General features: G+C 61.6%; 24 protein-coding genes. 9 read left to right on the top strand and 15 right to left on the bottom strand.

Going from position 1 to position 26,009, the window contains the following annotated elements:
- Window positions 1-7: 7 nt before the first annotated feature.
- The 3 genes from HFK74_RS14025 to HFK74_RS14015 are packed head-to-tail and all read right to left on the bottom strand — an operon-like array spanning window position 8 to window position 3,396.
- The gene (locus HFK74_RS14025; protein ID WP_218953697.1) at window positions 8-1,435 is read right to left on the bottom strand and encodes an N-acetylmuramoyl-L-alanine amidase; all 1,428 of its coding nucleotides are present in this window, start codon (window positions 1,433-1,435) and stop codon (window positions 8-10) included.
- A gap of 3 nt (window positions 1,436-1,438) precedes the next feature.
- Window positions 1,439-1,909, bottom strand: coding sequence for a tRNA (adenosine(37)-N6)-threonylcarbamoyltransferase complex ATPase subunit type 1 TsaE (gene tsaE, locus HFK74_RS14020; protein ID WP_008064119.1), 471 nt, complete (start codon window positions 1,907-1,909; stop codon window positions 1,439-1,441).
- Complete coding sequence (locus tag HFK74_RS14015) at window positions 1,897-3,396, bottom strand: NAD(P)H-hydrate dehydratase (RefSeq protein WP_180204016.1); 1,500 nt, start codon at window positions 3,394-3,396, stop codon at window positions 1,897-1,899. The genes tsaE and HFK74_RS14015 overlap by 13 nt, the downstream gene beginning before the upstream one ends.
- Before the next feature lie 63 nt (window positions 3,397-3,459).
- Between HFK74_RS14015 and queG the strand changes: the two genes are divergently transcribed.
- A complete protein-coding gene (gene queG / locus HFK74_RS14010; RefSeq protein ID WP_180204015.1) occupies window positions 3,460-4,539 on the top strand; it encodes a tRNA epoxyqueuosine(34) reductase QueG in 1,080 nt (359 codons plus the stop codon).
- On the opposite strand, the gene HFK74_RS14005 is transcribed toward queG, so the two are convergent.
- Complete coding sequence (locus HFK74_RS14005) at window positions 4,521-5,132, bottom strand: trimeric intracellular cation channel family protein (RefSeq protein WP_008064122.1); 612 nt, start codon at window positions 5,130-5,132, stop codon at window positions 4,521-4,523. The two genes, queG and HFK74_RS14005, sit on opposite strands and share 19 nt — an antisense overlap.
- Window positions 5,133-5,220: 88 nt before the next feature.
- Entirely contained in the window at window positions 5,221-5,763 is a 543-nt protein-coding gene (orn, locus tag HFK74_RS14000) for an oligoribonuclease (RefSeq protein WP_020798550.1), read from the bottom strand.
- A gap of 107 nt (window positions 5,764-5,870) precedes the next feature.
- Here orn and rsgA point away from each other — a divergent pair, with 107 nt between their 5' ends.
- The 4 genes from rsgA (at window position 5,871) to HFK74_RS13980 (ending at window position 8,961) form a co-directional block, all read left to right on the top strand.
- Window positions 5,871-6,902 carry a small ribosomal subunit biogenesis GTPase RsgA gene (gene rsgA / locus HFK74_RS13995; RefSeq protein ID WP_008064125.1) on the top strand — a complete coding sequence of 344 codons (1,032 nt, stop codon included), beginning with the start codon at window positions 5,871-5,873 and terminating at the stop codon, window positions 6,900-6,902.
- A 198-nt stretch (window positions 6,903-7,100) separates the two neighbouring features.
- Window positions 7,101-7,508 carry a TIR domain-containing protein gene (locus tag HFK74_RS13990; RefSeq protein ID WP_180204014.1) on the top strand — a complete coding sequence of 136 codons (408 nt, stop codon included), beginning with the start codon at window positions 7,101-7,103 and terminating at the stop codon, window positions 7,506-7,508.
- 2 nt (window positions 7,509-7,510) lie between these two features.
- Window positions 7,511-8,470 (top strand): caspase family protein, encoded by a 960-nt coding sequence (locus tag HFK74_RS13985; protein WP_180204013.1) that lies wholly within the window; start codon window positions 7,511-7,513, stop codon window positions 8,468-8,470.
- Window positions 8,470-8,961, top strand: coding sequence for a toll/interleukin-1 receptor domain-containing protein (locus tag HFK74_RS13980; protein WP_180204012.1), 492 nt, complete (start codon window positions 8,470-8,472; stop codon window positions 8,959-8,961). Before HFK74_RS13985 ends, HFK74_RS13980 begins: the two co-directional genes overlap by 1 nt.
- A 50-nt stretch (window positions 8,962-9,011) precedes the next feature.
- Here the strand turns inward: HFK74_RS13980 and motB are convergent, their stop codons facing one another.
- Both motB and motA read right to left on the bottom strand, forming a co-directional pair.
- Entirely contained in the window at window positions 9,012-10,040 is a 1,029-nt protein-coding gene (gene motB / locus HFK74_RS13975; RefSeq protein WP_180204011.1) for a flagellar motor protein MotB, read from the bottom strand.
- 162 nt (window positions 10,041-10,202) lie between these two features.
- A complete protein-coding gene (motA, locus tag HFK74_RS13970; RefSeq protein WP_008063575.1) occupies window positions 10,203-11,054 on the bottom strand; it encodes a flagellar motor stator protein MotA in 852 nt (283 codons plus the stop codon).
- Between the two features lie 166 nt (window positions 11,055-11,220).
- On the opposite strand from motA, the gene HFK74_RS13965 reads away from it, so the two are divergent.
- Genes HFK74_RS13965 through asd form a run of 3 tightly spaced genes read left to right on the top strand, consistent with a single transcriptional unit; the run spans window position 11,221 to window position 14,496 of the window.
- Window positions 11,221-12,759: an HDOD domain-containing protein gene (locus tag HFK74_RS13965; RefSeq protein WP_180204010.1), complete on the top strand. Its 1,539-nt coding sequence runs from the start codon at window positions 11,221-11,223 to the stop codon at window positions 12,757-12,759.
- 42 nt (window positions 12,760-12,801) lie between these two features.
- On the top strand, window positions 12,802-13,626 hold the full coding sequence (locus tag HFK74_RS13960) for a rhodanese-like domain-containing protein (RefSeq protein WP_180204009.1): 825 nt from the start codon (window positions 12,802-12,804) through the stop codon (window positions 13,624-13,626).
- A gap of 9 nt (window positions 13,627-13,635) precedes the next feature.
- A complete protein-coding gene (gene asd / locus HFK74_RS13955; RefSeq protein ID WP_180204008.1) occupies window positions 13,636-14,496 on the top strand; it encodes an archaetidylserine decarboxylase in 861 nt (286 codons plus the stop codon).
- A gap of 101 nt (window positions 14,497-14,597) precedes the next feature.
- On the opposite strand, the gene serB is transcribed toward asd, so the two are convergent.
- Complete coding sequence (gene serB / locus HFK74_RS13950) at window positions 14,598-15,812, bottom strand: phosphoserine phosphatase SerB (RefSeq protein ID WP_034148725.1); 1,215 nt, start codon at window positions 15,810-15,812, stop codon at window positions 14,598-14,600.
- A gap of 135 nt (window positions 15,813-15,947) precedes the next feature.
- Here serB and HFK74_RS13945 point away from each other — a divergent pair, with 135 nt between their 5' ends.
- A complete protein-coding gene (locus tag HFK74_RS13945; protein ID WP_180204007.1) occupies window positions 15,948-17,468 on the top strand; it encodes an AhpA/YtjB family protein in 1,521 nt (506 codons plus the stop codon).
- 251 nt (window positions 17,469-17,719) lie between these two features.
- Here the strand turns inward: HFK74_RS13945 and HFK74_RS13940 are convergent, their stop codons facing one another.
- The 7 genes from HFK74_RS13940 to cpdA form a co-directional block, all read right to left on the bottom strand.
- A complete protein-coding gene (locus tag HFK74_RS13940; protein ID WP_180204006.1) occupies window positions 17,720-18,433 on the bottom strand; it encodes a membrane integrity-associated transporter subunit PqiC in 714 nt (237 codons plus the stop codon).
- Window positions 18,434-18,609: 176 nt separating this feature from the next.
- Window positions 18,610-20,877, bottom strand: a complete 2,268-nt coding sequence (gene parC / locus HFK74_RS13935; protein WP_180204005.1) for a DNA topoisomerase IV subunit A — start codon at window positions 20,875-20,877, stop codon at window positions 18,610-18,612.
- Window positions 20,878-20,884: 7 nt separating this feature from the next.
- Window positions 20,885-21,409 carry a TIGR02281 family clan AA aspartic protease gene (locus tag HFK74_RS13930; protein ID WP_180204004.1) on the bottom strand — a complete coding sequence of 175 codons (525 nt, stop codon included), beginning with the start codon at window positions 21,407-21,409 and terminating at the stop codon, window positions 20,885-20,887.
- On the bottom strand, window positions 21,406-22,395 hold the full coding sequence (locus HFK74_RS13925; protein WP_180204003.1) for an esterase-like activity of phytase family protein: 990 nt from the start codon (window positions 22,393-22,395) through the stop codon (window positions 21,406-21,408). The genes HFK74_RS13930 and HFK74_RS13925 overlap by 4 nt, the downstream gene beginning before the upstream one ends.
- Window positions 22,395-24,302: a DNA topoisomerase IV subunit B gene (gene parE, locus HFK74_RS13920; protein ID WP_180204002.1), complete on the bottom strand. Its 1,908-nt coding sequence runs from the start codon at window positions 24,300-24,302 to the stop codon at window positions 22,395-22,397. Before parE ends, HFK74_RS13925 begins: the two co-directional genes overlap by 1 nt.
- A 43-nt stretch (window positions 24,303-24,345) precedes the next feature.
- On the bottom strand, window positions 24,346-24,954 hold the full coding sequence (locus tag HFK74_RS13915; protein ID WP_180204001.1) for a YqiA/YcfP family alpha/beta fold hydrolase: 609 nt from the start codon (window positions 24,952-24,954) through the stop codon (window positions 24,346-24,348).
- A 179-nt stretch (window positions 24,955-25,133) separates the two neighbouring features.
- Window positions 25,134-25,949, bottom strand: coding sequence for a 3',5'-cyclic-AMP phosphodiesterase (gene cpdA / locus HFK74_RS13910; RefSeq protein ID WP_180204000.1), 816 nt, complete (start codon window positions 25,947-25,949; stop codon window positions 25,134-25,136).
- Window positions 25,950-26,009 lie beyond the last annotated feature (60 nt).

The following is a 26,009-nucleotide window of genomic DNA, read 5'->3' as shown; positions in this document are numbered from 1 at the left end:
ACCTCGTTCATTCCTTGGCCGCCAGTTCGGTGCCCGGGATGGTCAGGTGCTGACCTATCTTGAGCTCATCGCTCGACAGATTGTTGGCGCTGCGCAGGGTCGCCGGCGACACCTGATAGCGCACCGCGATCATCGCCAGCGTCTCGCCCGGGTTCACCCGATGGTCACGCGGGCCTTGAGCGATTTTTCCGGAATCACGCAGCCAAGCGATGTAAGTGCCCGGTGGTGGATTTTGCTGGAAGAACTGGCGCACGCCGCTGCTGATGGATCGCGCCAGCGCCTGCTGGTGGCTCGATGCTGCCAGCTTCGATGCTTCGTTGGCGTTGGAGATAAACCCGGTTTCGACCAGGATCGACGGAATATCCGGCGACTTCAGCACCATGAACCCGGCCTGCTCGACTCGCTGCTTGTGCAACGGCGTGACCCGGCCGATGTTGCTCAGTACTTTCTGGCCGACGTTCAGGCTGGAGGTCAGGGACGCCGTCATCGACAGGTCGAGCAATACACCAGCCAGCATGCGGTCCTTGTCGTCGAGGCTGACGTTGCCGGCACCACCGATCAGGTCGGAACGGTTTTCACTGTCGGCCAGCCAGCGCGCGGTTTCCGAAGTGGCACCACGATCGGACAAGGCAAACACCGAGGCACCGAATGCCGCGGCAGAAGGCGCGGCGTCGGCGTGAATCGAGACGAACAGGTCGGCGCCTTTCTTGCGGGCAATTTCCGTACGGCCACGCAGGGGAATGAAGTAGTCGCCGGTGCGGGTCAATTCCGCACGGAAGCCTTTCATGCCATTGACCTGGCGTTGCGTCTCGCGGGCGATTTGCAGCACCACGTCTTTCTCGCGCTGACCACGGGAGCCGGAGGCGCCCGGGTCTTCACCGCCGTGACCGGCGTCGATCACCACGACGATGTCGCGTTTGCCGGCCGGTGCCGGAGGCAGCTTGATCGCAGGTTCGGCAGGCGTGACCGGAACGGCCGGCACCGTGGCCACCGATGGCGTCGGCGCTGGGGGCGGCGCGGCATCGGCCGGGTTATCGAACAGATCGACCACCAGGCGATTGCCATACTGCGCGTTGGGCGCCAGGGAGAAGCTTTTCGGCGTTACCGCCTTTTTCAGGTCGATGACCACCCGCAAGTCGGTCGGTGTACGTTGTGCCGAGCGCATCGCGGTAATCGGGGTGTTGGACGAGTTGACGTTCAACGGCGCACCGAGGCTCGCGCCATTGATGTCGATGACCAGGCGATCCGGGGCTGTCAGCGTAAAGACGCTATGCTGCACCGGGCCGGTCAGGTCAAACACCAGCCGAGTGTTGTCCGGAGCCCGCCACAGGCGAACGCTGTTGACCTTCGTCTCGGCCACAGCGTCGACGGTCACCGCCAGAAACAACACCCCTACGGCAGCAACCAACGCGCGAAAGCGCATACCTAACCCCATCATCTATTTGGATTCCAATGCCAAAGCGGCACACCAGGCCTCGCCGCGCGAGCCCCTGGGTAAAATTTTCAGCGAACGCCCGCTGTCTTGCGGGCTAATGGTAATGGTCAGGTCGGGCTTTGGCAAAAAGCCTGCACCTTTATCGGGCCACTCGATCAGGCACAACGCATCGTCCTCGAAATAGTCGCGGATGCCGAGAAACTCCAGCTCCTCCGGATCGACCAGGCGATACAGGTCGAAATGGAAGGCGCGAACGTCGCCGATCTCATAGGGTTCGACCAGGGTGAAGGTCGGGCTCTTGACCGCCCCCACATGCCCCAGGCCACGGATGATACCCCGGGACAAGGTGGTTTTCCCCATGCCGAGATTACCTTCAAGGAAGATCAGGCCATGCCCCTCGGTGATACGGGCGATACGTGCGCCAAAGTCGCTCATGGCCTGCTCATCGGCCAGGTACAGGGTTACTTCAGACACGGTGCTTGCTCCTCCAACAACTGACGAATGGCTGGTATCAGATCACTGGCCGCCAGCCCGCGACCGAATTTACCTTGGTACTCACCCGCATTGGCGTGCAGCCAGACCGCCAGGCACGCCGCGTCGAACGCCGCAAGGCCCTGTGCCAGCAGCGCACCGACCAGACCGGCCAGCACGTCGCCCAGCCCGGCGGCGGCCATCGCCGGATGGCCCTGATGACACACGGCAAGCCGCCCGTCAGGACAGGCGATCAGACTACCGGCGCCCTTGAGCACCACCACTGCTGTGTATTTTTTGCTCAACGCATGGGCTGCCGCAGGGCGATCCGCCTGAACCTGGGCAGTGCTGAGCCCCAGCAGCCGCGCAGCTTCCCCCGGATGCGGCGTGATCACGCACCCCTTGGGCAAGCTCACCCGGCCTTCGGCCAGCAGGTTCAGCGCATCGGCATCCCAGACTTGCGGCAGGGGTGCGTTGGCGGCGGCCGACAACAGGCTTCGCCCCCAGGCGCCCTGACCCAGTCCAGGGCCAACCACCAAAACGGACACTTTTTGAAGCAAATCCATCAGCTGATTGGCCGACGCAGCGCCCAACGCCATCGCCTCGGGGATCCGGGCTAGCGCAGCAGGCACATGCTCGGGGCGGGTCGCCAGTGACACCATGCCCGCGCCGCTGCGCAATGCACTTTGCGCGCTCAACAGGATCGCCCCGCCCATTCCGCGATCGCCACCGATCAGCAGTACATGACCGAACTGGCCCTTATGGGAAGCGCCCTTGCGGGCGGCCAGGCGCGGCAGATTGGCGGCCGTCAGGCGTCGGGCGGTCATCGGCGCGCCCTCAAGCAGCCGGGGATCGGCGTGCAGGTCGTTAAACACCCACTCGCCCACCACATTGGCCGCGTCGCCGTTGAACAACCCCAGCTTCAAACCGATGAAGGTCACCGTCAGATCGGCTCGCACGGCACAACCGAGGATGCGACCGGTATCGGCGCAGAGGCCGGAGGGGATGTCCACCGCCGCCACCGGAAGGCCGCTGGCGTTGATCGCGGCGATGGCACTGGCGTACGGCTCGCGCACATCACCGGTCAGGCCGGTGCCGAGCAACGCATCCAGGACAATGCCACGGTATTCCGATTGCGCGCTCCACGCCTCGATGACAACGTTTTCGCCCACCGCTTCGGCATGGGCCGAAGCCGCATCACCGCGCAGCTGTCGGGGATCGCCCGCCGCCAGCACCCGAACCGTCCAGCCGCCGCGCTTGGCCAGCATCGCAACCAGATAACCGTCGCCAGCGTTATTGCCGTGACCTGCGACCACCGTCAATTCATTCGCCGTCGGCCAGTGTCGGACCAGCGCCCGCCAGGTCGCGCGTGCGGCGCGCTGCATCAATTCGAAGCCCGGCGTGCCGGCCGCGATCAGGCTCGCATCAAGCCCTCGCACTTGTGCGGCGCTGTACAGCGCGTCGGGTAAATCATCTTTAGTGTGCGGCATGCGTCTACGGGCTCCGATGTCTGGCAGAATTATACGCACCTCAGCTCCGGTTTCTCTCGCCTCATGCCCGCTATTACCACAGACCTGCCTGCCCTCGCCCAATCCATCAAGGACTGGGGCCGCGAGCTGGGCTTTCAACAAGTCGGCATCAGCGGCCTGGACCTCGCCGAGCATGAGCAGCACCTGGAACGCTGGCTTGCCGCCGGCTACCACGGCGAAATGGAATACATGGGCGCCCACGGCAGCAAACGCTCGCACCCCGAAGAACTGGTGCCGGGCACCTTGCGCGTGGTGTCGCTGCGCATGGACTACCTGTCGGGCGATACCAGAATGGCGCAATTGCTCGCCCAACCAGAAAAAGCCTACGTCTCGCGTTATGCGTTGGGCCGCGATTACCACAAACTGATCCGCAAACGCGTGCAACATCTGGCGGAGAAAATTCAGGCCCAGATTGGCCCGTTTGGCTATCGCGCGTTCGTCGACAGCGCTCCCGTCCTGGAAAAAGCCATCGCGGAGAAAGCAGGCCTGGGCTGGATCGGTAAAAACACCCTGGTCCTGAATCGCAAGGCCGGCAGTTACTTCTTCCTCGCCGAACTGTTCGTCGACCTGCCGCTGCCAGTGGACCCACCCCATGCCACCGAACACTGCGGCCGCTGCAGCGCCTGCCTCGACATCTGCCCGACCAATGCCTTCGTTGGCCCCTATGTGCTGGACGCCCGGCGCTGCATTTCCTATTTGACCATCGAACTCAAGGGCGCCATCCCCGAAGAGCTGCGACCGCTGATCGGCAATCGGGTGTTCGGCTGCGATGACTGCCAGATCGTCTGCCCTTGGAACCGCTTCGCCCGCCCGTCCGGCGAAAGCGACTTCAAGCCACGGCACAACCTGGACAACGCCGAGCTGGCCGAGCTGTTCATGTGGGACGAGGATAAATTCCTGAGCAGCACCGAAGGCTCGCCCTTGCGCCGGACCGGTTACGAAAACTGGCTGCGCAACCTGGCAGTGGGCCTGGGGAATGCGCCTTCAACTATTCCGGTACTGGAAGCGCTGAAGGCACGACGCGAACATCCGTCCGAAGTGGTGCGCGAGCATGTCGAGTGGGCGTTGCAGCAGCACGCCGACCGTCAGGCCTCGTCGTTGTAGACGAACTTGGGCATTTCCCAATGGAAGCGGATCGCCAGCAGGCGCAGCAGGAAGCCGCCGAACAGCGTGATCAGGATCGCCTGCTCCCCAGGCAGATTCAGGTACAGACAGAGCATGTAGCACCACGCCGCCGCGAAGGAGACGCTGGCGTACAGTTCGCGCCGAAAGATCAGCGGAATATCGTTGCAGAAGATGTCCCGCAAGATGCCACCAAACACCCCAGTGATCACACCGCTGACCGACGCGACCAGCATGCCATGTCCCATTTCCAGCGCGGTCATGCAGCCGATCAGCGTGAACGCCACCAGGCCGACGGCGTCGAGCACCAGGAACAATGAACGCAAATGGCGCATCCAGCGTGCGGTGAACACCGTGATCATGGCTGCAATGGTGGTCAGCACCAGGTATTCCGGGTGTTTGACCCAGGTCAGCGGGTAGTGGCCGAGCAGCACGTCGCGCACCGAACCGCCGCCCAGCGCCGTGACGCACGCGATCAGCACCACGCCGAACCAGTCCATGCCGCGACGCCCGGCAGACAGCGCGCCGGTCATGGCTTCAGCGGTAATGGCGATCAGGTAAAGCATCAGCAACATGGTGGCGATCCTTGCGAAAAGGCGCGCAGTCTACGCACTTCGCTGAAGCACCAAAAGGGGGCAAAGTGTCAGCGTTTATGCCACCCGATCAAACCTTGATGAAATGCTGGCGATAGTGCTGCAGCTCGGCGATCGACTCGCGAATGTCGTCCAGCGCCAGGTGAGTGCTGCCCTTCTTGAAGCTGTCGCGAACGTCCGGCGCCCAGCGAGCGGCCAGCTCCTTGAGGGTCGAAACGTCAAGGTTGCGGTAGTGGAAATAGCTTTCCAGGGATTTCATGTGCGTATAAAGGAAGCGACGATCCTGGCAAATGCTGTTGCCGCAGATCGGCGACTTGCCCTTGGGCACCCACTTCTCCAGGAAGGCGATGGTTTGCGCTTCAGCTTCGGCCATGCTGATGCGACTGTCGCGCACGCGCTGGGTCAGACCCGAACCGCCGTGTTGCCGAGTGTTCCACTCGTCCATGCCAGCGAGGATTTCGTCGCTGTGGTGGATCGCGATCACCGGACCTTCGGCCAGGGTGTTCAGGTCGCTGTCGGTGACAATGGTGGCCATTTCGATGATGACATCGGTATCCGGGTTCAGACCGGTCATTTCCAGGTCGATCCAGATCAGGTTCTGCGGGTTTTGCATGTGTCGGCTCCTAGGCAATGCTGCGCAGTTTAGCCTAGGCCAGTGGCCGGGCGTGCTAAACTCGCGGCCGTTTTACCTAATCGCTGCATTATTACTACGGAACACCCATGGCCAAACGCCAACTCAATCGTCGTCAAAACTGGCGCATCGAAAAGATTCAGGGCGAACGCGCTGCCCGCGCCGCCAAACGCGAGTCCTCGGCCGTCGAGGCACTTGAGGGCGGCGACCTGGGCCCGGAACAGCACGGCCTGGTGATCGCGCACTTCGGTGTGCAGGTCGAAGTCGAGGCCCGCGATGGCGAACTGGCCGGCCAGGTGTTCCGCTGCCACCTGCGGGCGAACCTGCCCGCACTGGTGACTGGCGACCAGGTGGTCTGGCGTGCCGGCAACCAGGGTATCGGCGTCATTGTGGCGCAGTTGCCACGCAATACCGAACTCTGCCGCCCGGACAGCCGCGGCCAGCTCAAACCGGTAGCGGCGAACGTCGACATGATTGTCATCGTGTTCGCGCCACTGCCTGAGCCCCATGCCAACCTGATCGACCGCTACCTTGTAGCCGCCGAACACGCCGGCATCAAGCCGCTGCTGTTGCTGAACAAGTTCGACCTGATCGACGAGCACAACGCCCCGGCGCTGAATGCCTTGCTCGCGGTCTACCGCACCCTGGGTTATCCGGTGCTGGAAGTGTCGGCCCACCACGGCAACGGCATGGAGCAATTGCAGAAGCAATTGGACGGGCGCATCAGCGTGTTCGTCGGCCAGTCCGGCGTCGGCAAATCGTCGCTGGTCAACAGCCTGCTGCCGGAAGTCGAAACCCGCGTCGGCCCGTTGTCCGAGTTGTCCGGCCAGGGCACCCATACCACGACCACCGCGCGCCTGTTCCACTTCCCCGGTGGCGGCGAGCTGATCGACTCCCCGGGTATCCGCGAATTCGGCCTGGGCCACGTCAGCCGTGCCGATGTCGAGGCCGGCTTCATCGAGTTCAACGACTTGCTCGGCACCTGCCGCTTCCGCGACTGCAAGCACGACCGCGAACCCGGTTGCGCCCTGCTCAAGGCCCTGGAAGACGGTCGTGTGCAACAGCAACGGATGAACAGCTACCGCTCGATCATCGCCAGCCTGCCGGAAAACGGCTACTAAACAGACATGCCGACCGCCCTGACTTCAGCGGGGCGATCGGCGGCTGGTTCCCGCCCCACTTAAACGTCAGACCTTTCTGTAAGACTTGCAAACCCTCACTTGTAGGGCATTTCTCTTTCGGCGCCGCCCCCTTGTGGCTGCCCTGCAATCGCCTAACTTCAAGCCCTCTTCGCACTCCTGCGACACCGAGGGACACCCATGCAAACCTACCATCTGTTCATCAGCCACTCGTGGAACTACTCCGACGCCCACGACAGCCTCGTGCGCCTGCTCAACGCCAAGCCGGATTTCACCTTCAAGAATTTTTCGGTGCCACCGCACAACCCGATTGTCGGCGCACAAACCGACAAACAGCTCGAGGATGCTATCGAAAACAAGATCCGCCCGTGTTCGGCGGTACTGATCATGGCCGGGATGTATTCCACCTACAGCAAGTGGATCAACAAGGAAATCGAGATCGCCAAGCGCATGGGCAAGGTGATCATTGCGATCAAGCCGTTCGGTGCCGAGCGTATTTCCACGGTGGTCCGTGACGCGGCACATGCCGAATGCGCGTGGAACACCAACAGCATCATCAATGCGATTCGCCAGCATACGGCGGTGTAACCATGCGCAAGGGACTGTTTATCGGCATCAACGACTACACCCATGTGTCGAGCCTGAAAGGCTGCAGCAACGACGCCATGGCCATGGCCTCGGTGCTGAAGACCGACGCCAACGGCGATCCGAACTTCAAGAACATCGTGCTGACCTCCGCCGAGGACTACCTGGGCCGGGGAAAACTCGAAGACCAGATCCGCGAGCTGTTTTCCGGGGACTGCAATGTCGCCCTGCTGTATTTCGCCGGCCACGGCAGCTTCGACACCGACACCGACGAAGGCATGTTGATCCCGCAGGATTACAAGAGCGCCAAGGACGGGATTCGCCTCAGCGACATTCTGAACTGGGCCAGCAAGGCCACGAAGATCAAGAACAAAGTGATCATTCTCGATTGCTGCCAGAGCGGCTCGGCCGGCGAACTGCGTGCCTTGCGCAGCGAAGGCAGCGTGGTCGGCGAAGGCATGACCATTCTGACCGCCTGCAAAAAGGAAGAACCGGCGATGGAGGGCGCACAGCACGGCGTGTTCACCGGCTTGTTGCTCCAGGCCCTGCACGGCGGAGCGGCGAACATCCTGGGCAAGATCACCCCCGGCAGCCTGTATGCGTTTGTCGACAACGCGCTCGATGCCTGGGAGCAGCGTCCGGTGTTCAAGACCAACGTCTCGCAGTTCATCTCCCTGCGCGAAGTGTCGCCGCTGATCCCCAAGGAAATCCTGCGCAAACTCCCCGAATGGTTTGCCGAAGCGGAATCAACGTACCCCCTCGCCCCCAGCTTCGAGCCCACCGAACCCGAGTTCAACCCGGAACAGGGCGAGGTCTTCGCCCAGCTGCAAAAGTGCAACCGCCACAGCCTGGTCGAACCGGTGGACGCCGAACACATGTACTACGCCGCCATCCACTCCACGGGCTGTCGCCTCACCGCCCTCGGCGCCTATTACCGCGAACTCGCAATCAAGGGACATTTCTGATGCCAGTGTTTATCAGCTACCGCCACATGGACCGCGCCCACGCGATCCACATCAACACGCGCCTGATACAGGCCAATATCAAGACCTACCTCGACGTACTGGATGCCGAATCCCAGACCACCGACGACATCACCGGGGTGATCACCCGCAACATCAGCGAATGCACGCACCTTCTGGCGGTGGTGTCGGAGAAAACCGCGCTGTCCTGGTGGGTACCCTTCGAAATCGGCGAGGCGACCATCACCAATCGGCGTATCTGCTCGTTCAAGACCGGCCCGACAGAGCTGCCGCTGTACCTGGACAAATGGCCGAAGCTGACCAGCGAAAAGGATATTGAGTTCTTTATTGATGCTTATCGCAGCGAATCGACGCTCAAGCGCTCGATGTCACTGGAGTCAGTGACCGGTACCGAGTCGGTCCGCAGTGTCAACAAATCCAATGCGGACCGCTTTCACGCCGACCTCAAGACCCGAATCACCCGCGGCTTTTAATGCAAAAACGCCCACAAAAAAGCCGACATCACTGTCGGCTTTTTCGTAGATCACTGCTTCGGCGATTCACCCGGCTTCGGTGCTGGGTCATCGAACAGGTTCAAGCGCTCACGCAGTTCGTGGGCCGGCAGCGGCTCCTTGTCCGCCGGCAATGCGTTCGGATCGACCGGTGCAGCCGGTGCGGCTCCCGGAGCGGCCGAACCTTGCGGTGCATCCGGAGCAGGTTCCGCGCCTTGCGAACCTTCGATGGCACGCTGGGCCTTCTTGGTCAGCACGATAATGTCGATACGACGGTTGACCGGGTTGAACGGATGCTCGCGATCGAACAGGGCCGACGAGGCATAACCGACCACGCGCGCCACTTGCGAATCGGGATAGCTGCCCGCCACCAACGCACGGCGCGCGGCGTTGGCACGGTTGGCCGAAAGCTCCCAGTTACCGAACTCACCGGTGCCGCTGTACGGCTTGGCATCGGTATGTCCGCTGATGCTGATCTTGTTCGGCACGGCCTTGATGGTGTCGGCCATGGCCAGCAGGATGTCTTCGAAATACGGTTTCAGGCGTGCTGAGCCTGAGTCGAACATCGGCCGGTTCTCGGCGTCCACGATCTGGATACGCAAACCGTCCGGGGTGATCTCGAACAGGATCTGGTCTTTGAATTTCTGCAGTTGCGGGTTCTCTTCGACCTTGTTCTGCAGCTCTTGCAACAGCAGTTCCAGGCGCTCCTTCTCCACCATCTCGGCCATGCCTTCGACCTGTTCGACGTCGACCGTCACCTTGTCCGGCTGTGGCTGGGTCTTCATCTCGGGGTTGAGGGTATTTTCCGGCGCCATGGTCGGCGTACCGCCCAGATCGATGATGTACGGCGTGCCACTTTCGGAAAAGCCGATCGGGTCCTTGAAGTACCCGGCGATGGCGATCTTCTGTTCCGGGGTGGCGGTGGACAGCAGCCACAACACCAGGAAGAACGCCATCATCGCCGTGGCGAAGTCGGCGAAGGCGATTTTCCAGGCGCCCCCGTGATGCCCGCCGGCGATGCGCTTGACGCGCTTGATGATTATCGGCTGATTATTTTCCATGGAGAGTGCTCTGTCTCACAAATACTGTTCCTTTTTGACGGTGCCTGTTGTCGCCATACGGCGTTGCCGCTCCTCGCCATAGCGGGCTATGACTCGTCGCGGCGCCTTGTCTGGCAACAACAGTCACTCGCCAAAAAAGGAACGTATTTGCGAAACAAAGCACTATCGACCGCGAACCGCTTGTTCCAGCTCGGCGAAGCTAGGACGGTGCGCCGGGTACAGGACCTTGCGCCCGAACTCCACGGCCAGCGAAGGCGGCATGCCGGAAGCGGACGCCACCAGCGAGGCCTTGATGGCTTCGTAGACGTTCAGTTCTTCCTTGGCATCGTGGGCCAGGGAATGCGCCAGCGGGCCGAAGAAGCCGTAGGCCGCGAGAATACCGAAGAAGGTACCCACCAGTGCCGCACCGACGTGCAGGCCGATGGACTTCTGGTCGCCTTCACCCAGCGAGGCCATGGTGACCACGATACCCAGGACCGCCGCGACGATACCGAAACCGGGCATGGCGTCGGCGATACCGTTCACCGCGTGGGACGGGTGCTCCAGGTCTTCCTTGAGGCTGTAGAGCTCCATGTCGAACAGGCCCTCCAGCTCATGGGGCGCCATGTTGCCGGAGGACATGATGCGCAGGTAATCACAGATGAACGCGGTCATGCGCTCATCCTTGAGGACCGTCGGGTACTTGGCGAAGATCGGGCTGGCCGCGGCATCTTCGATGTCCGCTTCGATGGCCATCATGCCTTCGCGGCGGCTCTTGTTGAGAATCTCGTAGATCAGGCCCAGCACTTCAAGATAGAAGGCATGGCTGAAACGCGAACCGAACATGCTCAGGGACTTCTTGAGCACGTGCATGGTCATGTAGCCGGGGTTGGCCTGCAGGAATGCACCGAGGGCCGCACCACCGATGATCATGACCTCGAAAGGCTGGATCAGGGCGGCAATCTTGCCATGGGAGAGCACGTATCCGCCGAGCACGCTCGCGAATACGACGATGATGCCGATAATTTTAGCCATAGGTAGGAGAGCACTTACTGAGTCTGGTTCAAGGTCATATTCGGAAGTTAAAAAATCTCTTCTTCTACTTATCGGCAAAACTGCGCCAGACTATAGCCAGTTCAGGCGAAAAGCTAATTTGACCCCCTCCGGGCACAGGTATTGTTGACGATGATCGCCTCCAGACATGGCTAGACAAACGAACGCCCCGACGCCAACACCGACCACGCTCGAAGGCTGGACCAAGCTTCTCGACGGCGTACGCCTGCCGGTTCCGCAGGCCAGTCACGACCGTGTCTGCCGGGCACTGCGCGACAGTCGCAGCTCTGTGCGCAAGATCGCCGACCTGATGCAGGACAGTCCGGCCCTGGCCTTGAGCGTGATTCGCGAGGCCAACCGGTACAACCAGGGTGGCATGACCGAGCCTGCGGAAAATCTTGAAGTTGCCATCAATCGCCTCGGCTTGAAACGCACCGAGGAGCTGCTCGCGCGACTGCCCGCCGTGCCCCAGGGCGAGATCCCGAAAGCCTTGCGCCAGTTGCAGTTGATCAGCCAGCACGCCAGCCAACAGGCCAACGGTTTTTTTGCCAGCCGCCTGGCCCGCCTGTGGCAGGACATCCACTGGGGCAGCCTGCTGTTTCTGTCACCACTTTGGCCCCTGGCCCTGACGCATCCGCACCTGCTCGAAGATTGGGAGCTGCGGGTCATTCATAAAGGCGAATCGGCGCACTCCGTCGAAAAGCAACTGTTTGGCGCTCGCCTGCTGGAAATCGGCCAGGCCCTGGTAAACCTGTGGCACCTGCCGATCTGGGTGCAACAGGGGTATCGACTGCTGCTCACCGAGCAACGGGAGCTCGTGAAAGTCCTGCGCATTGCCCGTGACAGCGAGCATCCGCTACGCCAGCAGAACCGCCTGGATGACGACCCGACCCTGCGCCGCTGGCTCAATCAACCGGCCAACACGGTGCTGCTGGCCAACGGCCTGGCGCTCTCGGCGCACCAGGCCTGGGACAGTCCGCACAGCGAGCGCTGGCAGTACCTGACCAGCCTCTATTTGCAAATACCGATGGACCAGGTGCAACAACAACTGCACCAGCAAGCCGCCAACAGCGCGCGTAACCACGCCATGCCCGACCTCTGGCACCCCGCTGTCGCGCTGATCTGGCCATGGGGCACTAACCCTGTGCATGCCGGCTTGCTGCCAGCCCCGGCCCCGACCGCCGAAGACCTGGCGAAGTGGCGCAAACAATGCGCCGAGTTGCTGGTCGAGCCGAGTCGCTTCACCAATGCCATCCACCTGACCACCTCTGCCCGTGACGCACTGGTTGCCTGTGGCATGCGCAGGGTGATGATCCTGATGGCCGACCGCACCCACTCACAGCTGCGCGTGCACCAGACCGCCGGCTTGCCTGACGAAGTGGCCGGCCTGAACTTTGTCGTCAGTCAAAGCGCCGTGCTGCAACGCCTGCTCTCGCAACAGGCCCAGGTACGCCTGACGCCCCTGAACAACGCGCAATTTTCCGCGTTGCTGCCCAACAACCTGCGCAGCCAGTTCAGCGGTGAACACCTGTTGCTGCGCTCGCTGCTCAACAATGGGCGGGTGATCATGATCGTCGTGGCAGACCAGGGTGGCGGGCCGTTCTCGGACATCACCGTGCAAGCCTTCGGCAAAACCGCACAATGCATCGAAAAAGCGCTGCACAGCTTTAGCCAGCGCGGCCAATAAGGCTGCGCTACAATCCCCCCTTTTGTGCTCTGGAGACCTCACATGTCTGACTTCTCTGGCTTGCCGCTGGTGATCGAGCCGAGCGACTTGCTCCCTCGTCTCGACGCCCGCGAACTGATCCTGGTGGACTTGACCAGCCCCGCCCGCTACGCCGAAGGGCACATACCCGGCGCGCGCTTTGTCGATCCTAAACGCACGCAACTGGGGCAGGCGCCCGCCCCGGGACTGATGCCGCCGCAGGCAGCACTCGAAACCTTGTTTGGAGAGCTGGGGCACAACCCCGATGCCGTCTATGTCGTCTATGACGACGAAGGCGGCGGTTGGGCCGGGCGCTTCATCTGGCTGCTGGACGTCATTGGTCACAGCAAGTATCACTATGTCGACGGCGGCCTGACGGCCTGGCTGGCAGAAGGCATGCCCATGTCGATCCAGATCCAGCCATCCGCTGGCGGCCCGGTTGCGCTGACCCTGCACGACGAACCCACCGCCACCCGCGAATACCTGCAAAGCCGTCTCGGCGCTGCCGACCTGGCGATCTGGGACGCACGCGGGCCGCTGGAGTATTCCGGCGAGAAAGTCCTGGCGGCCAAGGGCGGCCACATCCCTGGCGCCGTGAACTTCGAATGGACCGCGGGCATGGACAAGGCGCGTAACCTGCGCATCCGTACCGACATGCCGCAGATCCTCGAACAGCTCGGCATTACTGCTGACAAAGAAGTGATTACCCACTGCCAGACTCACCATCGATCTGGCTTCACCTATCTGGTGGCCAAGTCCCTCGGTTATCCGCGGGTCAAGGGCTACGCCGGCTCCTGGGGCGAATGGGGTAACCATCCCGATACGCCCGTAGAGATTCAAGGTTTTTAAGGACAGTTAATGAACAAGCGTCTGTTTATCGTCAGCCAATACCTGCTGCCCCACAACCTGCTCTCGCGACTGGCCGGCTGCATCGCCGAATGCCGCGTGCGCTGGTTCAAGAATGCGTTCACCGCGTGGTTCGCCAAGCGTTACCAGGTGAACATGTCCGAGGCACTGGTCGAAGACCTGACCGCCTACGAGCACTTCAACGCGTTCTTCACCCGTGCCTTGAAAGACGGCGCGCGCCCGCTGGACGAAACACCTGGCTCAATCCTCAGCCCGGCGGACGGCGCCGTCAGCCAGCTCGGCCCGATCGAGCACGGTCGTGTGTTCCAGGCCAAGGGCCACAGCTTCAGCGTGCTGGAACTGTTGGGTGGCGACGCGGCGAACGCTGCGCCGTTCATGGGCGGTGATTTCGCGACCATTTACCTGTCGCCCAAGGATTACCACCGTGTGCACATGCCACTGGCCGGCACCCTGCGCGAGATGGTCTACATCCCGGGCCGCCTGTTCTCGGTCAACCAGACCACCGCTGAAAATGTTCCGGAATTGTTTGCCCGCAACGAGCGCGTGGCGTGCATTTTCGACACCGAGCGCGGGCCGATGGCCGTGGTGCTGGTGGGCGCGATGATCGTGGCATCGATCGAAACCGTGTGGGCCGGCCTGGTGACACCGCCAAAACGCGAGCTGAAAACCTTCCGCTACGACGAAGCCGCACGCGCGCCGATCCATCTGGAAAAAGGTGCAGAGCTGGGTCGCTTCAAGCTGGGTTCGACCGCTGTCGTGCTATTCGGGCCGGATCAGGTGAAGTGGGCTGAAGAACTGGTGGCGGGTTCGCCGGTGCGGATGGGTCAGGGTATGGGCCTGCCCAAGGCATAAGCCTGAACCTGTAGGAGCCGGCTTGCCGGCGAACGCGGCAACGCGGTGTACCTGATACACCGCTTTCGCTGGCAAGCCAGCTCCTACAGTGGGTTTACGCTTTACAGCTGGCCGTCGCGGTCGCGGAAGCCCAGTAGATACAGCACGCCATCCAGCCCCAGGGTGGAAATCGCCTGCTTCGCCGACTGCTTGACCAGCGGCTTGGCGCGGAATGCCACGCCCAACCCGGCAATCGCCAGCATCGGCAAGTCATTGGCACCGTCGCCGACTGCAATGGTCTGCTCCAGGCGCAAGCCTTCCTTGTGTGCCAGTTCCTTGAGCAAATCAGCCTTGCGCTGTGCATCGACAATCGGCTCGATCGCCACGCCGGTCACCTTGCCGTCGACCACTTCCAGTTCGTTGGCGAACACGTAGTCGATGCCCAACTTGGCCTGCAATTGCTTGGCGAAGTAGGTGAAACCACCCGACAGGATGGCAGTCTTGTAACCGAGGCGCTTGAGTTCGGCGAACAGGGTTTCAGCGCCCTCGGTCAGGCGCAGCGAGGCCCCGATCGAGTCCAGCACGCCCACATCCAGTCCTTTGAGCAACGCCAGGCGCTCTTTGAAGCTGGCGCGGAAGTCCAGTTCACCGGCCATCGCCCGCTCGGTGATTTCCGACACCTTGTCACCCACGCCTGCCGCCTTGGCCAGCTCATCGATGACCTCGGCTTCGATCAGGGTCGAGTCCATGTCGAACACCGCCAGGCGGCGGTTGCGACGGAACAGCGAATCTTCCTGGAAAGCGATGTCGACGTTCAGTTCCTGGGCGACGCTGAGGAATTCGGCCCGCAGAGCCTGCGGATCAGCAGCCTCGCCACGGACGGAGAACTCGATGCAACCCTTGCCTTTATCGGCCGGGGTATCCAAAGGCATGCGCCCGGACAGGCGATCGATGTGGTCGATGTTCAGGCCATATTTGGCGGTGATCGAGCTCACGGCCTGCAATTGCCCGGCGGTGACCTTGCGAGTCAGCAGGGTCACGATGTGGCGTTTTTTGCCCTGGTTACCGACCCACTGTTGGTAATCCTCTTCGGACACCGGTGTGAACCGCACCTGTTGATCAAGCTCATAGCCCTTGAACAGGATGTCCTTGAGCACCGACTTGCCTTGTTCGGTATCAGGAATTTCAACCAGGATGCCAAACGACAGGGTGTCGTGGATCACCGCCTGACCAATGTCGAGAATGTTCACACCACCCTGGGCCAGAACACCGGTAATGGCCGCAGTCAGACCCGGACGGTCGACTCCCGTGATGTTTATCAGGACGATTTCGCGCAAGGCGCACCCCCGCAAGTGGAAAAAAACCGCATTCTACCCACATTCAGTGACCATCGGGCACCGTGAGCGCTTTGACGGTCTAGGGCCTGTCGCTATACTGCGCGTCAACTTCACGGACAAAAGAGCCGAGCTCAAGTGAACCGGCCCACGCCAGTAAAAACCGATAACTTCTTTCTGCTGATCTTCCGTGCACTGCGCCACCGCCGTGTACCGATTGCATTGCGCATTGCCAGCCATAACGTGATCCTGGTCGCCCTGGCCCTGGTGATCTACGCCTGCGTGATGGGTTTGCAGTTCAAGCAGGCCATGCACGAGCAAGCCGATGCGTTGGGTGAAAGCCTGACCATGCAAACGGCGACGTCCGCCACGGAGCTGTTGGTGTCCAACGACATCCTCAGCCTCAACGTCCTGCTCAATAACCTGACCAAGAACAAGCTGGTGGCCCACGCCGCCATCTACAGCATGGATAACCGGATCCTTGCCGAGGCCGGCCAGCGCCCCAAGCACGGCCTGCTGGGCGAGGCCGAAGGCATCTACCAGAGCAAGATCACCTTCCAGGACGTGACCGCCGGTCAGCTGCGCATCAGCCTGGACATGGATCAGTTCCAGCAGCCGATGACCATCAGCCTGCAAAGCATGGGTATCTTGAGCGCGATCCTGCTGGCCCTGTCCCTGGCCTTGAGCCTGCGCATGGGGCGATACCTCTCCACGCCACTGCTGCAATTGCGGTTGTGGCTGCGCAACATCGACGAATACACCCCGGCCACCGAGCGTAACGACGAAATCGGCGACCTGGCGCGCCAGCTGCACGCCGACTTCGCGCCGGAACCGGCCGAACCAGAGCCCGTGCCGGAACCCGAATTGGACGACATCGATGACGACGATGCCGAACCGGGTTTCGAAGTGCGTAACCTGCGCGATCCAAGCTTCGATGAAAGCCGCCCGATGGCCGCGATGAAAGCCGCGCCACGGCGTGTCGTCAGCACCGTTGAAGATGATGACGATGAGGCGTTCGCCGATTTGCTCGATGATGTGCCCGCAAGCACGGCAAAACCGTTGAGCAAACCCGTGGCCTCCAGCGTGCCGCAGCACAGCGCCGTGCTGGCCGTCCAGTTGGGCTCACAGGAACAACTGCGACGCCTGCCGCGGACACGCCTGGAAGAACTGACCAAACGCTATCGCGACTGCCTCGACCAGGCGGCCTCGCTCTACCAGAGCGAAATGCACACCCTGAACGATGGCAGCACGCTGATGCTGTTCCACAACGAAGACAGCGGCGACGATTACCTGACCAACGCCATCTGCTGCGGCGAGCTGCTGCGGGCGCTGGGCCATCAACTGCAGATCGAAGTCGCCGACAGCGGCATCACCTTGCAATTGCAGCTTGGCCTGACCCTGGGCGACGAGCTGTTCGGCCTGAGCCAGATCGACCTGTTGCTGACCGATGCCGCGCAGGATGCCCTGGCCCTGTCGCAACACAGCCGCAACCTGCTGCTGGTGGAGCGCAAGATCAGTGACGATGCCCTGATCCGCCAACGCGCACGGATCCGCCCGATCGCCAGCCCTGAGGGCGCCTGCTGCGTGGAGCGGTTGATGGAGCCTTATCCATCGATGCTGGAGCGGCAACTGGCGCGGATGCACGAACGCCGGGCATAGGTTTTGGCCCTGATGTGAAAAAGCCCGCAGATGAGTGATCGTCTGCGGGCTTTTTTGTTGCCTGTCCCGACGCCTTCGCGGGCAAGCCTCGCTCCTACAGTGATGGCGTCGTTCGCGCGACACAGGTACGACTCGGCCCCTGTAGGAGCGAGGCTTGCCCGCGAAGAGGCCGGCACAGGCGCTAGAGATCGCCAACCTGCAGAAACAACAAAGCCCGCACGAGGCGGGCTTTGTGTTGAATCAGTCCGGACCTAGAAGCGAAACACTTCCATATCCGTACGGATCGGTGCAGCCATCGGTATCTTCGGCTGTTTTTCCTGTTCCGCCGCAGGCGCCACAGGCTTGGCTGCCGGCTTTTTCGGGGCTTCGGCAATCGGCGGCTGGTTGGCCAGCGGCTTGAGCGCCACCGACAGCTGTTCAGCGAGCTTCTGCAGCAACGCACCCTGTGCCTGAACCTGAGCCGCGGTGCTGCCGGCGTGCTGTTCCTGCAGGTGGATGATGCGGTTATCGCGCACCTGGCCACGACGGTCGATCAAACGCCATTGCGCATCGAGGATCGCCGGTTGCGAGGCCCCCGAATCCAGGCGCGTGATGGTCAACAGCACCTGTACATCCGGAGTGAACCCGGTTGTCGCAGGCGCCAGCACTACGCGCTGGCTGTCCAGGTGACCCGCCACCTGACGCAGCAACAGCTGATCGATGTCGGAAGACAGGCTGCCAGCCCAACGGCCATCGGCCGAGGCTTGCAGGCTGCCGTCAGGCTGACGCTGCAGCAGGGTTTCGCGCTGCAGGTAGTCCGCCACGGTTACCGGGCCCAACAAAACCGCCATGCCCGCGCTTTGCGCAGGCTGAACCGGACTTCCGCTGTCCAGTTGATACAGCGACACCGGCTGGTGAACGCTGCAACCCGCCAGGCCAAGAACGCCGGCGAGCATCAAAATAAAAGGAAGGCGCAGAGCAGTCATCGTCCCATCCAGGTGATTGCCACAAGGCTAATCACAGTGAAAATACTCAATAAATATGAAGAACGCTCGGCCACGCCGGCGCTTGAAAGGCCATATCATCCGTGAATATGCGTTCCGACTCCAGCGCCAAAGCGCCGATCTACGCGTTAAATCGCAGATCAGGCGCTCTAGGACGCTTAATTGAGGTTTTCGACGAGCAGCGCATCCACCCTCTGGAAGCCACGTGGCAGTTTGTTACCACGACGCCCACGCTCACCTTTGTAGTGTTCAAGGTCGTCTGCTTTCAGTGACAAGGTACGTTTTCCGGCCTGCAGCACCAAAGTGGCACCATCCGGCACAACGGCGATGTCCGTTACATACTCTTCGCGACTGGCCACGCGCTCACCGGAAATCCCGATGATCTTGTTGCCTTTGCCCTTACCTAATTGTGGCAGATCGCTGATCTTGAAGATCAGCAGGCGACCTTCGGTGGTCACCGATGCCAGCCAGTTCTGCTCACGATCGGCCACCGGACGCGGCAGGATCACCTTGGCGTTGTTCGGCAGGCTCAGCAGGGCCTTGCCCGCCTTGTTCTTGGCCTGCAGGTCTTCACCCTTGACCACGAAACCGTAACCGGCGTCCGAGGCGATGACGTACAGCGCATCGTCTTCGGGCATCAGCACGCATTCGAAACTCGCCCCTGGCGGCGGCGTCAGACGGCCGGTCAGCGGTTCGCCCTGGCCACGGGCCGATGGCAAGGTGTGCGCGGCGACCGAGTAGCTGCGACCGGTGGAATCGATAAACACCGCAAACTGGTTGGAACGCCCTGCCGCCAAGGCCTTGAAACCATCCCCAGCCTTGTACGAAAGCCCGGTGGCGTCGATGTCATGACCCTTGGCGGAGCGAACCCAGCCTTTTTCCGAGAGCACGACGGTGACTTTTTCGTTCGGCAGCAAATCATGCTCGGTCAGTGCTTTCGCTTCAGCACGCTCGACGATTGGCGAGCGACGATCGTCGCCATAGGTCTCGGCGTCCTTGATCAGCTCGCTGCGCACCAGTTTTTTCAACTTGGCTTCGCTGCTCAGCAGCGCTTGCAGCTTGGCTTGTTCCTTGAGCAGTTCATCCTGCTCGGAACGCAGCTTCATTTCTTCCAGGCGCGCCAATTGACGCAAACGCGTGTCCAGAATGTAGTCGGCCTGGATTTCGCTCAGGGCGAAACGCTCGATCAGCGCGGCCTTGGGCTGCTCCTCGGTGCGGATGATGTGAATCACTTCATCCAGGTTGAGGTAGGCGATCAACAAACCGTCCAACAGGTGCAGGCGACGCTCGACCTTGTCCAGGCGGAATTGCAGGCGACGACGCACGGTCTGCACCCGGAACTCCAACCACTCGACCAGCAGCGCCCGCAGATTCTTCAGCTGCGGCTTGCCGTCCAGCCCGATGATGTTGATGTTGACCCGGTAGCTCGACTCCAGCTCGGTGCTGGCGAACAAGTGCTGCATCAAGGCATCGTGGTCGAAGTTTTTCCGGGCACCCGGAATGATCACGATCCGGCACGGGTTCTCGTGGTCCGACTCGTCGCGCAAGTCGGCGATTTGCGGGGCTTTCGACGGTTTGGCCTGCATCATCGCCGCGATCTGTTCCAGCACCTTGGCACCCGAAACCTGATGCGGCAGCGCGGTGACGATGATGTCGCCGTCTTCGATGTGATAAACGGCGCGCATACGCACCGATCCGCGACCTGTTTCGTAGATCTTCAGCAGGTCGGCGCGCGGCGTGATGATTTCCGCTTCGGTCGGATAATCCGGGCCTTGAATGTGCTCACAGAGCTGTTCGACCGTTGCCTTGGGCTCATCGAGCAAGCGCACGCAGGCGCTGGCGACTTCGCGCAGGTTGTGCGGCGGCACGTCTGTAGCCATGCCCACGGCAATGCCGGTGGTGCCGTTCAGCAGGATATTCGGCAAACGTGCGGGCAGCACCAGCGGCTCGTCGAGTGTACCGTCGAAGTTCGGCCCCCAATCCGCAGTGCCCTGGCCCAGTTCGCTGAGCAGCACTTCGGAATAACGCGACAGCCGTGCTTCGGTGTAACGCATGGCGGCGAAGGACTTGGGATCGTCCGGCGCACCCCAGTTACCCTGGCCGTCGACCAGCGTGTAGCGGTAGCTGAACGGCTGGGCCATCAGCACCATGGCTTCGTAGCAGGCCGAGTCGCCATGGGGGTGGAACTTGCCGAGCACGTCACCGACGGTACGCGCCGATTTCTTGTGCTTGGAATCGGCGTCCAGCCCCAACTCGCTCATGGCGTAGACGATACGCCGCTGTACCGGTTTCAGGCCGTCGCCGATATGCGGCAAGGCACGGTCCATGATCACGTACATGGAGTAGTTGAGGTAGGCATTTTCGGTGAAGTCAGCCAGTGATCGGCGTTCTACACCGTCCAGGCTGAGATCAAGGGAGTCGCTCATGCGGGCCTCATCGGTTCGTTGTCTGGCGCAGCAGCATGGTGCCACCGCGCTGGGTAAATTCAAGTTTGTTCAGCGCGCTCATACCGAGCAGCACTTGATCGCCATCCAGGCCAGGCACGACGAGGGCGCGCACATCACGCAGCACAATGTCGCCCAGTTGCAGTCGGTCAACGCGGGTTCGGTACCCCTCGGTGCGACCGTTGGCGGTGCTCAGGGTCACCCCGAAGCCTTGTTCCAGTTTCAGTCGCTGCGCCAATTGCGCCGGGATCGCCACATCGGTCGACCCGGTATCGAGCATGAAATTCACCGGCTGGCCATTGATATGGCCGCTGGCAACGAAATGCCCCTGGCCGTTGCTGACCAGCTTCACTTCGACGAAACCATCGCCGAGCTCCGAGCTCACGACCACATTCGGGTTTTGCTGGCGCTCTTCCCACTGGCCGAAGAACCGCGTCGCCAGGAACAACGCGGCGCACCAGGCCAGGACCATCAAGACCCGACCGGCGCGCTTGCCCGGCGTTTGCTGGCTCATGGCTTGGCACTCCAGCCACCTTCAGGTGCAGCAAAGCGCCAGACGATCGGACGTACCTCGCCATCGGCGCGGGCACCGGTGTTGTTGTCGACCCCGATCCAGGCCCCCTCGGCGTCCACGATCAATGCTTCGGTCAGTGCAAATTCCTGGGGATAACGACGATTTTCCTGTAGCGCCTCATCGGCAAACGACCAGCAGCGTTCGACCTTGGCCGTCACCGCATCACGGCGGCAAATCTCGAACGCGTTGCGCTCAAGGGTAAACAGCTTGCCGTTGAACCATGACAGATCGGCAAAATCCCGGGGCATCGCCCGGGCGCGGGGAAATTGTGCAGGTTGCATTTCCTTTCCCCCTTCGCTCAGCAGCACGCAACCGCCATCGCAGTCCCACACGGTCTGCTTGCGCTTGACCAACAGCAACCCGCGACTCTCGCGCTCGGCAGCCAACCACAATTGGTCACCTTGCGGATTGATCGCCAAGCCTTCGAACAATGCATTGAAGCGCAGCAACATACCGCTGGCCCGCGCTTCGCGAACCATGAGCGGCGAAATTTTCAGCCAAGAGGCCGGCCCGGTGGGCGGAATTTGCAACACCCCCGCATGGGATTCGCTGACCACGTAGCGATTTCCGGCGCTGTCGCAGGTGATCCCTTCAAAATCCAGGTCACCGCCACGCACGAACGACGACACCCAGGCCCGGGAACGCAAACCCCAGGGCAAGCCACTGTCGGGCACGGGAGGAACGCCGATGCCCACCGCTTCCGCGTGCCAGACACCCTCGCCCGTCTCGAGGCGGTAGATCTGGTCGTCATCACGGTCGGAGACCGTCCACAGCTCATTGCCGCACTGGGCCAGCCCGGACAGGTTGCCACCGCGCATGCCGTCCACGGCATGTTCGGACAACAGGCGCAGCTGCGGTGTCGGCTTGGCAGACACCGTCATCGAGGTCAGCAGCAACGCACACGCCAGGGCAAAGCCCAGCCGCATCAGCCCAGCACCTCCGCCAGGTTGCCCTTGGACTCCAGCCAGTTCTTGCGGTCACCGGCGCGTTTTTTCGCCAGCAGCATGTCCATCATTTCCGATGTCGCGGCGAAATCCTCACCGAGGGTCAACTGCACCAGGCGCCGGGTGTTCGGATCCATGGTGGTTTCGCGCAGCTGCGGCGGGTTCATCTCACCCAGGCCTTTGAATCGAGTGACCTGCGGCTTGCCACGCTTCTTCTCGGCCACCAGGCGATCGAGAATGCCGTCGCGCTCGGCCTCATCCAGGGCGTAGTAGATCTCTTTGCCCAGGTCGATGCGGTACAGCGGCGGCATCGCGACGTAAACGTGACCGGCATCCACCAACGGGCGGAAATGCTGGACGAACAACGCGCAGAGCAGGGTTGCGATGTGCAGGCCGTCGGAGTCGGCGTCGGCGAGGATGCAGATCTTGCCGTAGCGCAACTGGCTCATGTCCGCGGCGCCCGGATCGACGCCGATGGCCACGGCAATGTTGTGCACTTCCTGGCTGGCCAGCACTTCGCTGCCGTCGACTTCCCAGGTATTGAGGATCTTGCCGCGCAACGGCAGGATCGCCTGAAATTCCTTATCTCGTGCTTGTTTGGCAGAGCCGCCGGCGGAATCACCTTCGACCAGGAACAGCTCGGAACGCATCGGATCCTGCCCGGCGCAGTCAGCCAGTTTGCCCGGCAATGCCGGCCCCTGAGTCACGCGTTTGCGCTCGACTTTCTTGCTCGCCTTGAGGCGTCGGCCGGCGTTGTTGATCGCCAGTTCCGCCAGCGCCAGACCGGTTTCCGGGTTGGCGTTGAGCCACAGGCTGAATGCATCCTTGACCACACCGGAAACAAACGCCGCCGCCTCACGGGACGATAGACGCTCTTTGGTCTGGCCGGAGAATTGCGGCTCCTGCATTTTCATCGACAGAACGAAAGCAATACGCTCCCAGACGTCTTCCGGCGCCAGCTTCACACCGCGCGGCAACAGGCTGCGGAATTCACAGAACTCGCGCATGGCGTCGAGCAGGCCCTGACGCAGGCCGTTGACGTGAGTTCCGCCCTGGGCCGTCGGGATCAGGTTGACGTAGCTTTCCTGTACCGCATCGCCACCTTCCGGCAGCCACAGCAGTGCCCAGTCGACCGCTTCCTTGTTGCCGGCGAAGGCACCGCAGAACGGCTCGTCCGGTAGACGTTCGAATTCGCTGACGGCATCGACCAGGTAGGAACGCAGGCCATCTTCGTAGTGCCATTCGACTTTCTCGCCGGTGGCCTTGTCTTCAAAACTGACCAGCAGCCCCGGGCACAGTACGGCCTTGGCCTTGAGCACGTGCTTGAGGCGGCTGATGGAAAATTTTGGTGAATCGAAATATTTCGGATCCGGGGCGAAAAACACGCTGGTCCCGGTGTTGCGCTTGCCAACCGTACCGAGGATTTCCAGCTCGGTTTTCTTGTAACCGTCGGCGAAGGTCATCTGGTATTCGTTGCCGTCACGTTTTACACGCACCCGGACTTCGGTCGACAAGGCGTTGACCACCGAAATACCCACCCCGTGCAGACCGCCGGAGAACTGGTAGTTCTTGTTGGAAAACTTGCCGCCCGCATGAAGCTTGGTCAGGATCAGTTCGACGCCCGAAACACCCTCTTCGGGGTGAATGTCCACCGGCATGCCACGGCCGTCATCGCTGACTTCCAGCGAGTGATCGGCGTGGAGGATGACCTGTACCGACTTGGCATGCCCGGCCAAGGCTTCGTCGACGCTGTTGTCGATGACTTCCTGGGCAAGGTGGTTCGGCCGACTGGTGTCGGTGTACATGCCGGGGCGTTTGCGCACCGGGTCGAGGCCCGAGAGGACTTCGATGGCGTCGGCGTTATAAGAGCTAGCGCTGGGAGTGGCCATGGGGTCTCGTCGTCAGTCTTTCATTGAAAATAGGGGCAAGGTTTCACAGCGCGGTGAAATCAATCGCCTGATACAAATCTGCGCCAATGCCGGCAAAACTCAGCATCGCCGGAAGCTGCTCGGCAAAACCCTGGTAACCATGGTCGCCACCCGCCTGGATGCGCAAGGCACAGGCCCGGTAATACTGCTGGGCATGGCGATAGTCCAGCGTTTCGTCACCGGTCTGCAACCATACCTGATAGCGCTGCGGATCCTGGGGTGCCGGCACTTCCAGCTCGGCGAGGGCCGTCACGTGGTCGAGGGTCATTTCCCAAGTCTGTTCGGTATACAGGTTTTTCTGTGTCCCCAGGAACCCGTCGAACATCCGGTGCGGGCTGACGGCAGGGTTGATCAACAGGGCTTTCAAGCCATGGCGCTCGGCCAGGTGAGTCGCATAGTAGCCGCCGAGCGAGCTTCCGACCAGCAGCGGCCGTCCGAGTGTTTCAATCGCCTGCTCCAGCTGGCCAATGGCCTCGCGGGGATGGTGATGCAGCGCCGGCACAAGCAGTTGACCGCTCAAGCCCAGGCGCTCCATCACTTCGCTCAACTGTGTGGCCTTTTTCGACGCAGGCGCGCTGTTGAAGCCGTGGATATAAAGGATCGAGCCGGACATTTAAACTCCCTGAGCGTCGGGTAAAGAGGCGGAGTTTACAGGGACTTTGGAGCGTTGGGTGCCGATGAAATACGATCCCTGTAGGAGCTGGCTTGCCAGCGAAGGCGGTATTTCATCCAACATCAATGTTGAATGTGATGGCCCCTTCGCTGGCAAGCCAGCTCCTACAGTGGGGCGTGTCAGTAGCCGTCGGAGTTGTAATCGACCTGAAAGTCGAACCCGGTCACACGCTCCACCCCTGTTTCAAGCCGCCCATCCGGCAACAACCGCAACCAGCGATACCCCGGCGCCTGCTCCCCGACCTTGAAATCCTCGCTGCCCGGTTCGAACTGAATGCAGGTCGATGGCGAGGCGATCAGACGCACGTTGTTACGCAATTGATCGATTTCCTGGTGCACATGCCCCCACAGCACGGCGCGTACCTGTGGAAAACGATCCAGAACCTCAAAAAACGCTTCGGGATTACGCAGCCCGATTGGCTCCATCCACGCACAGCCGATCGATACCGGATGGTGGTGCAGGCACACCAGATGATGCCGCTCTGGTGCTTCACTCAACGAGCGGGCCAGCAGTTGCAGCTGTTCGTCCTGCAAATACCCCGGCACCGAGCCGGGCACAGCCGAATCGAGCAGTGTGACCCGCCAGTTGCCGATATCCACCACCGAGTCCAGCAAAGCACTTTGCACCGCGGCCTCGGCCATGATTTGCGGTTCGTCGTGGTTGCCGGGAATCCAGCGGGCCGGCGCGTCGAGCTGCCGGGTCAACTCACGAAACTGCTGGTAGGACTCAAGCGTGCCGTCCTGGGACAGATCGCCAGTCGCCAGGAGCAGATCGATCCGCGGCTGCTGCACACGCACCAATTCAATGACTTTTTGCAGGCTATCGCGGGTATTCATGCCCAGCAGCGTCCTGTCCGCTTCGGCAAACAGATGACTGTCGGAGAGTTGCACCAGCAATGCCGGATCGGCGCTGGTCAGTGTGGATACACTCGGCAAGGTGTTCTCCCAGGGCGTGAACACGGATTGGGTGAGAGTCGCAATTATGCTGGGAGACGA

It is taken from the genome of Pseudomonas sp. SbOxS1 (assembly GCF_013416725.1).
Classification (GTDB): Bacteria; Pseudomonadota; Gammaproteobacteria; order Pseudomonadales; family Pseudomonadaceae; genus Aquipseudomonas.
Note: the sequence above shows the minus strand (reverse complement) of the source record. Positions and strands in the feature narration are given on the sequence as shown.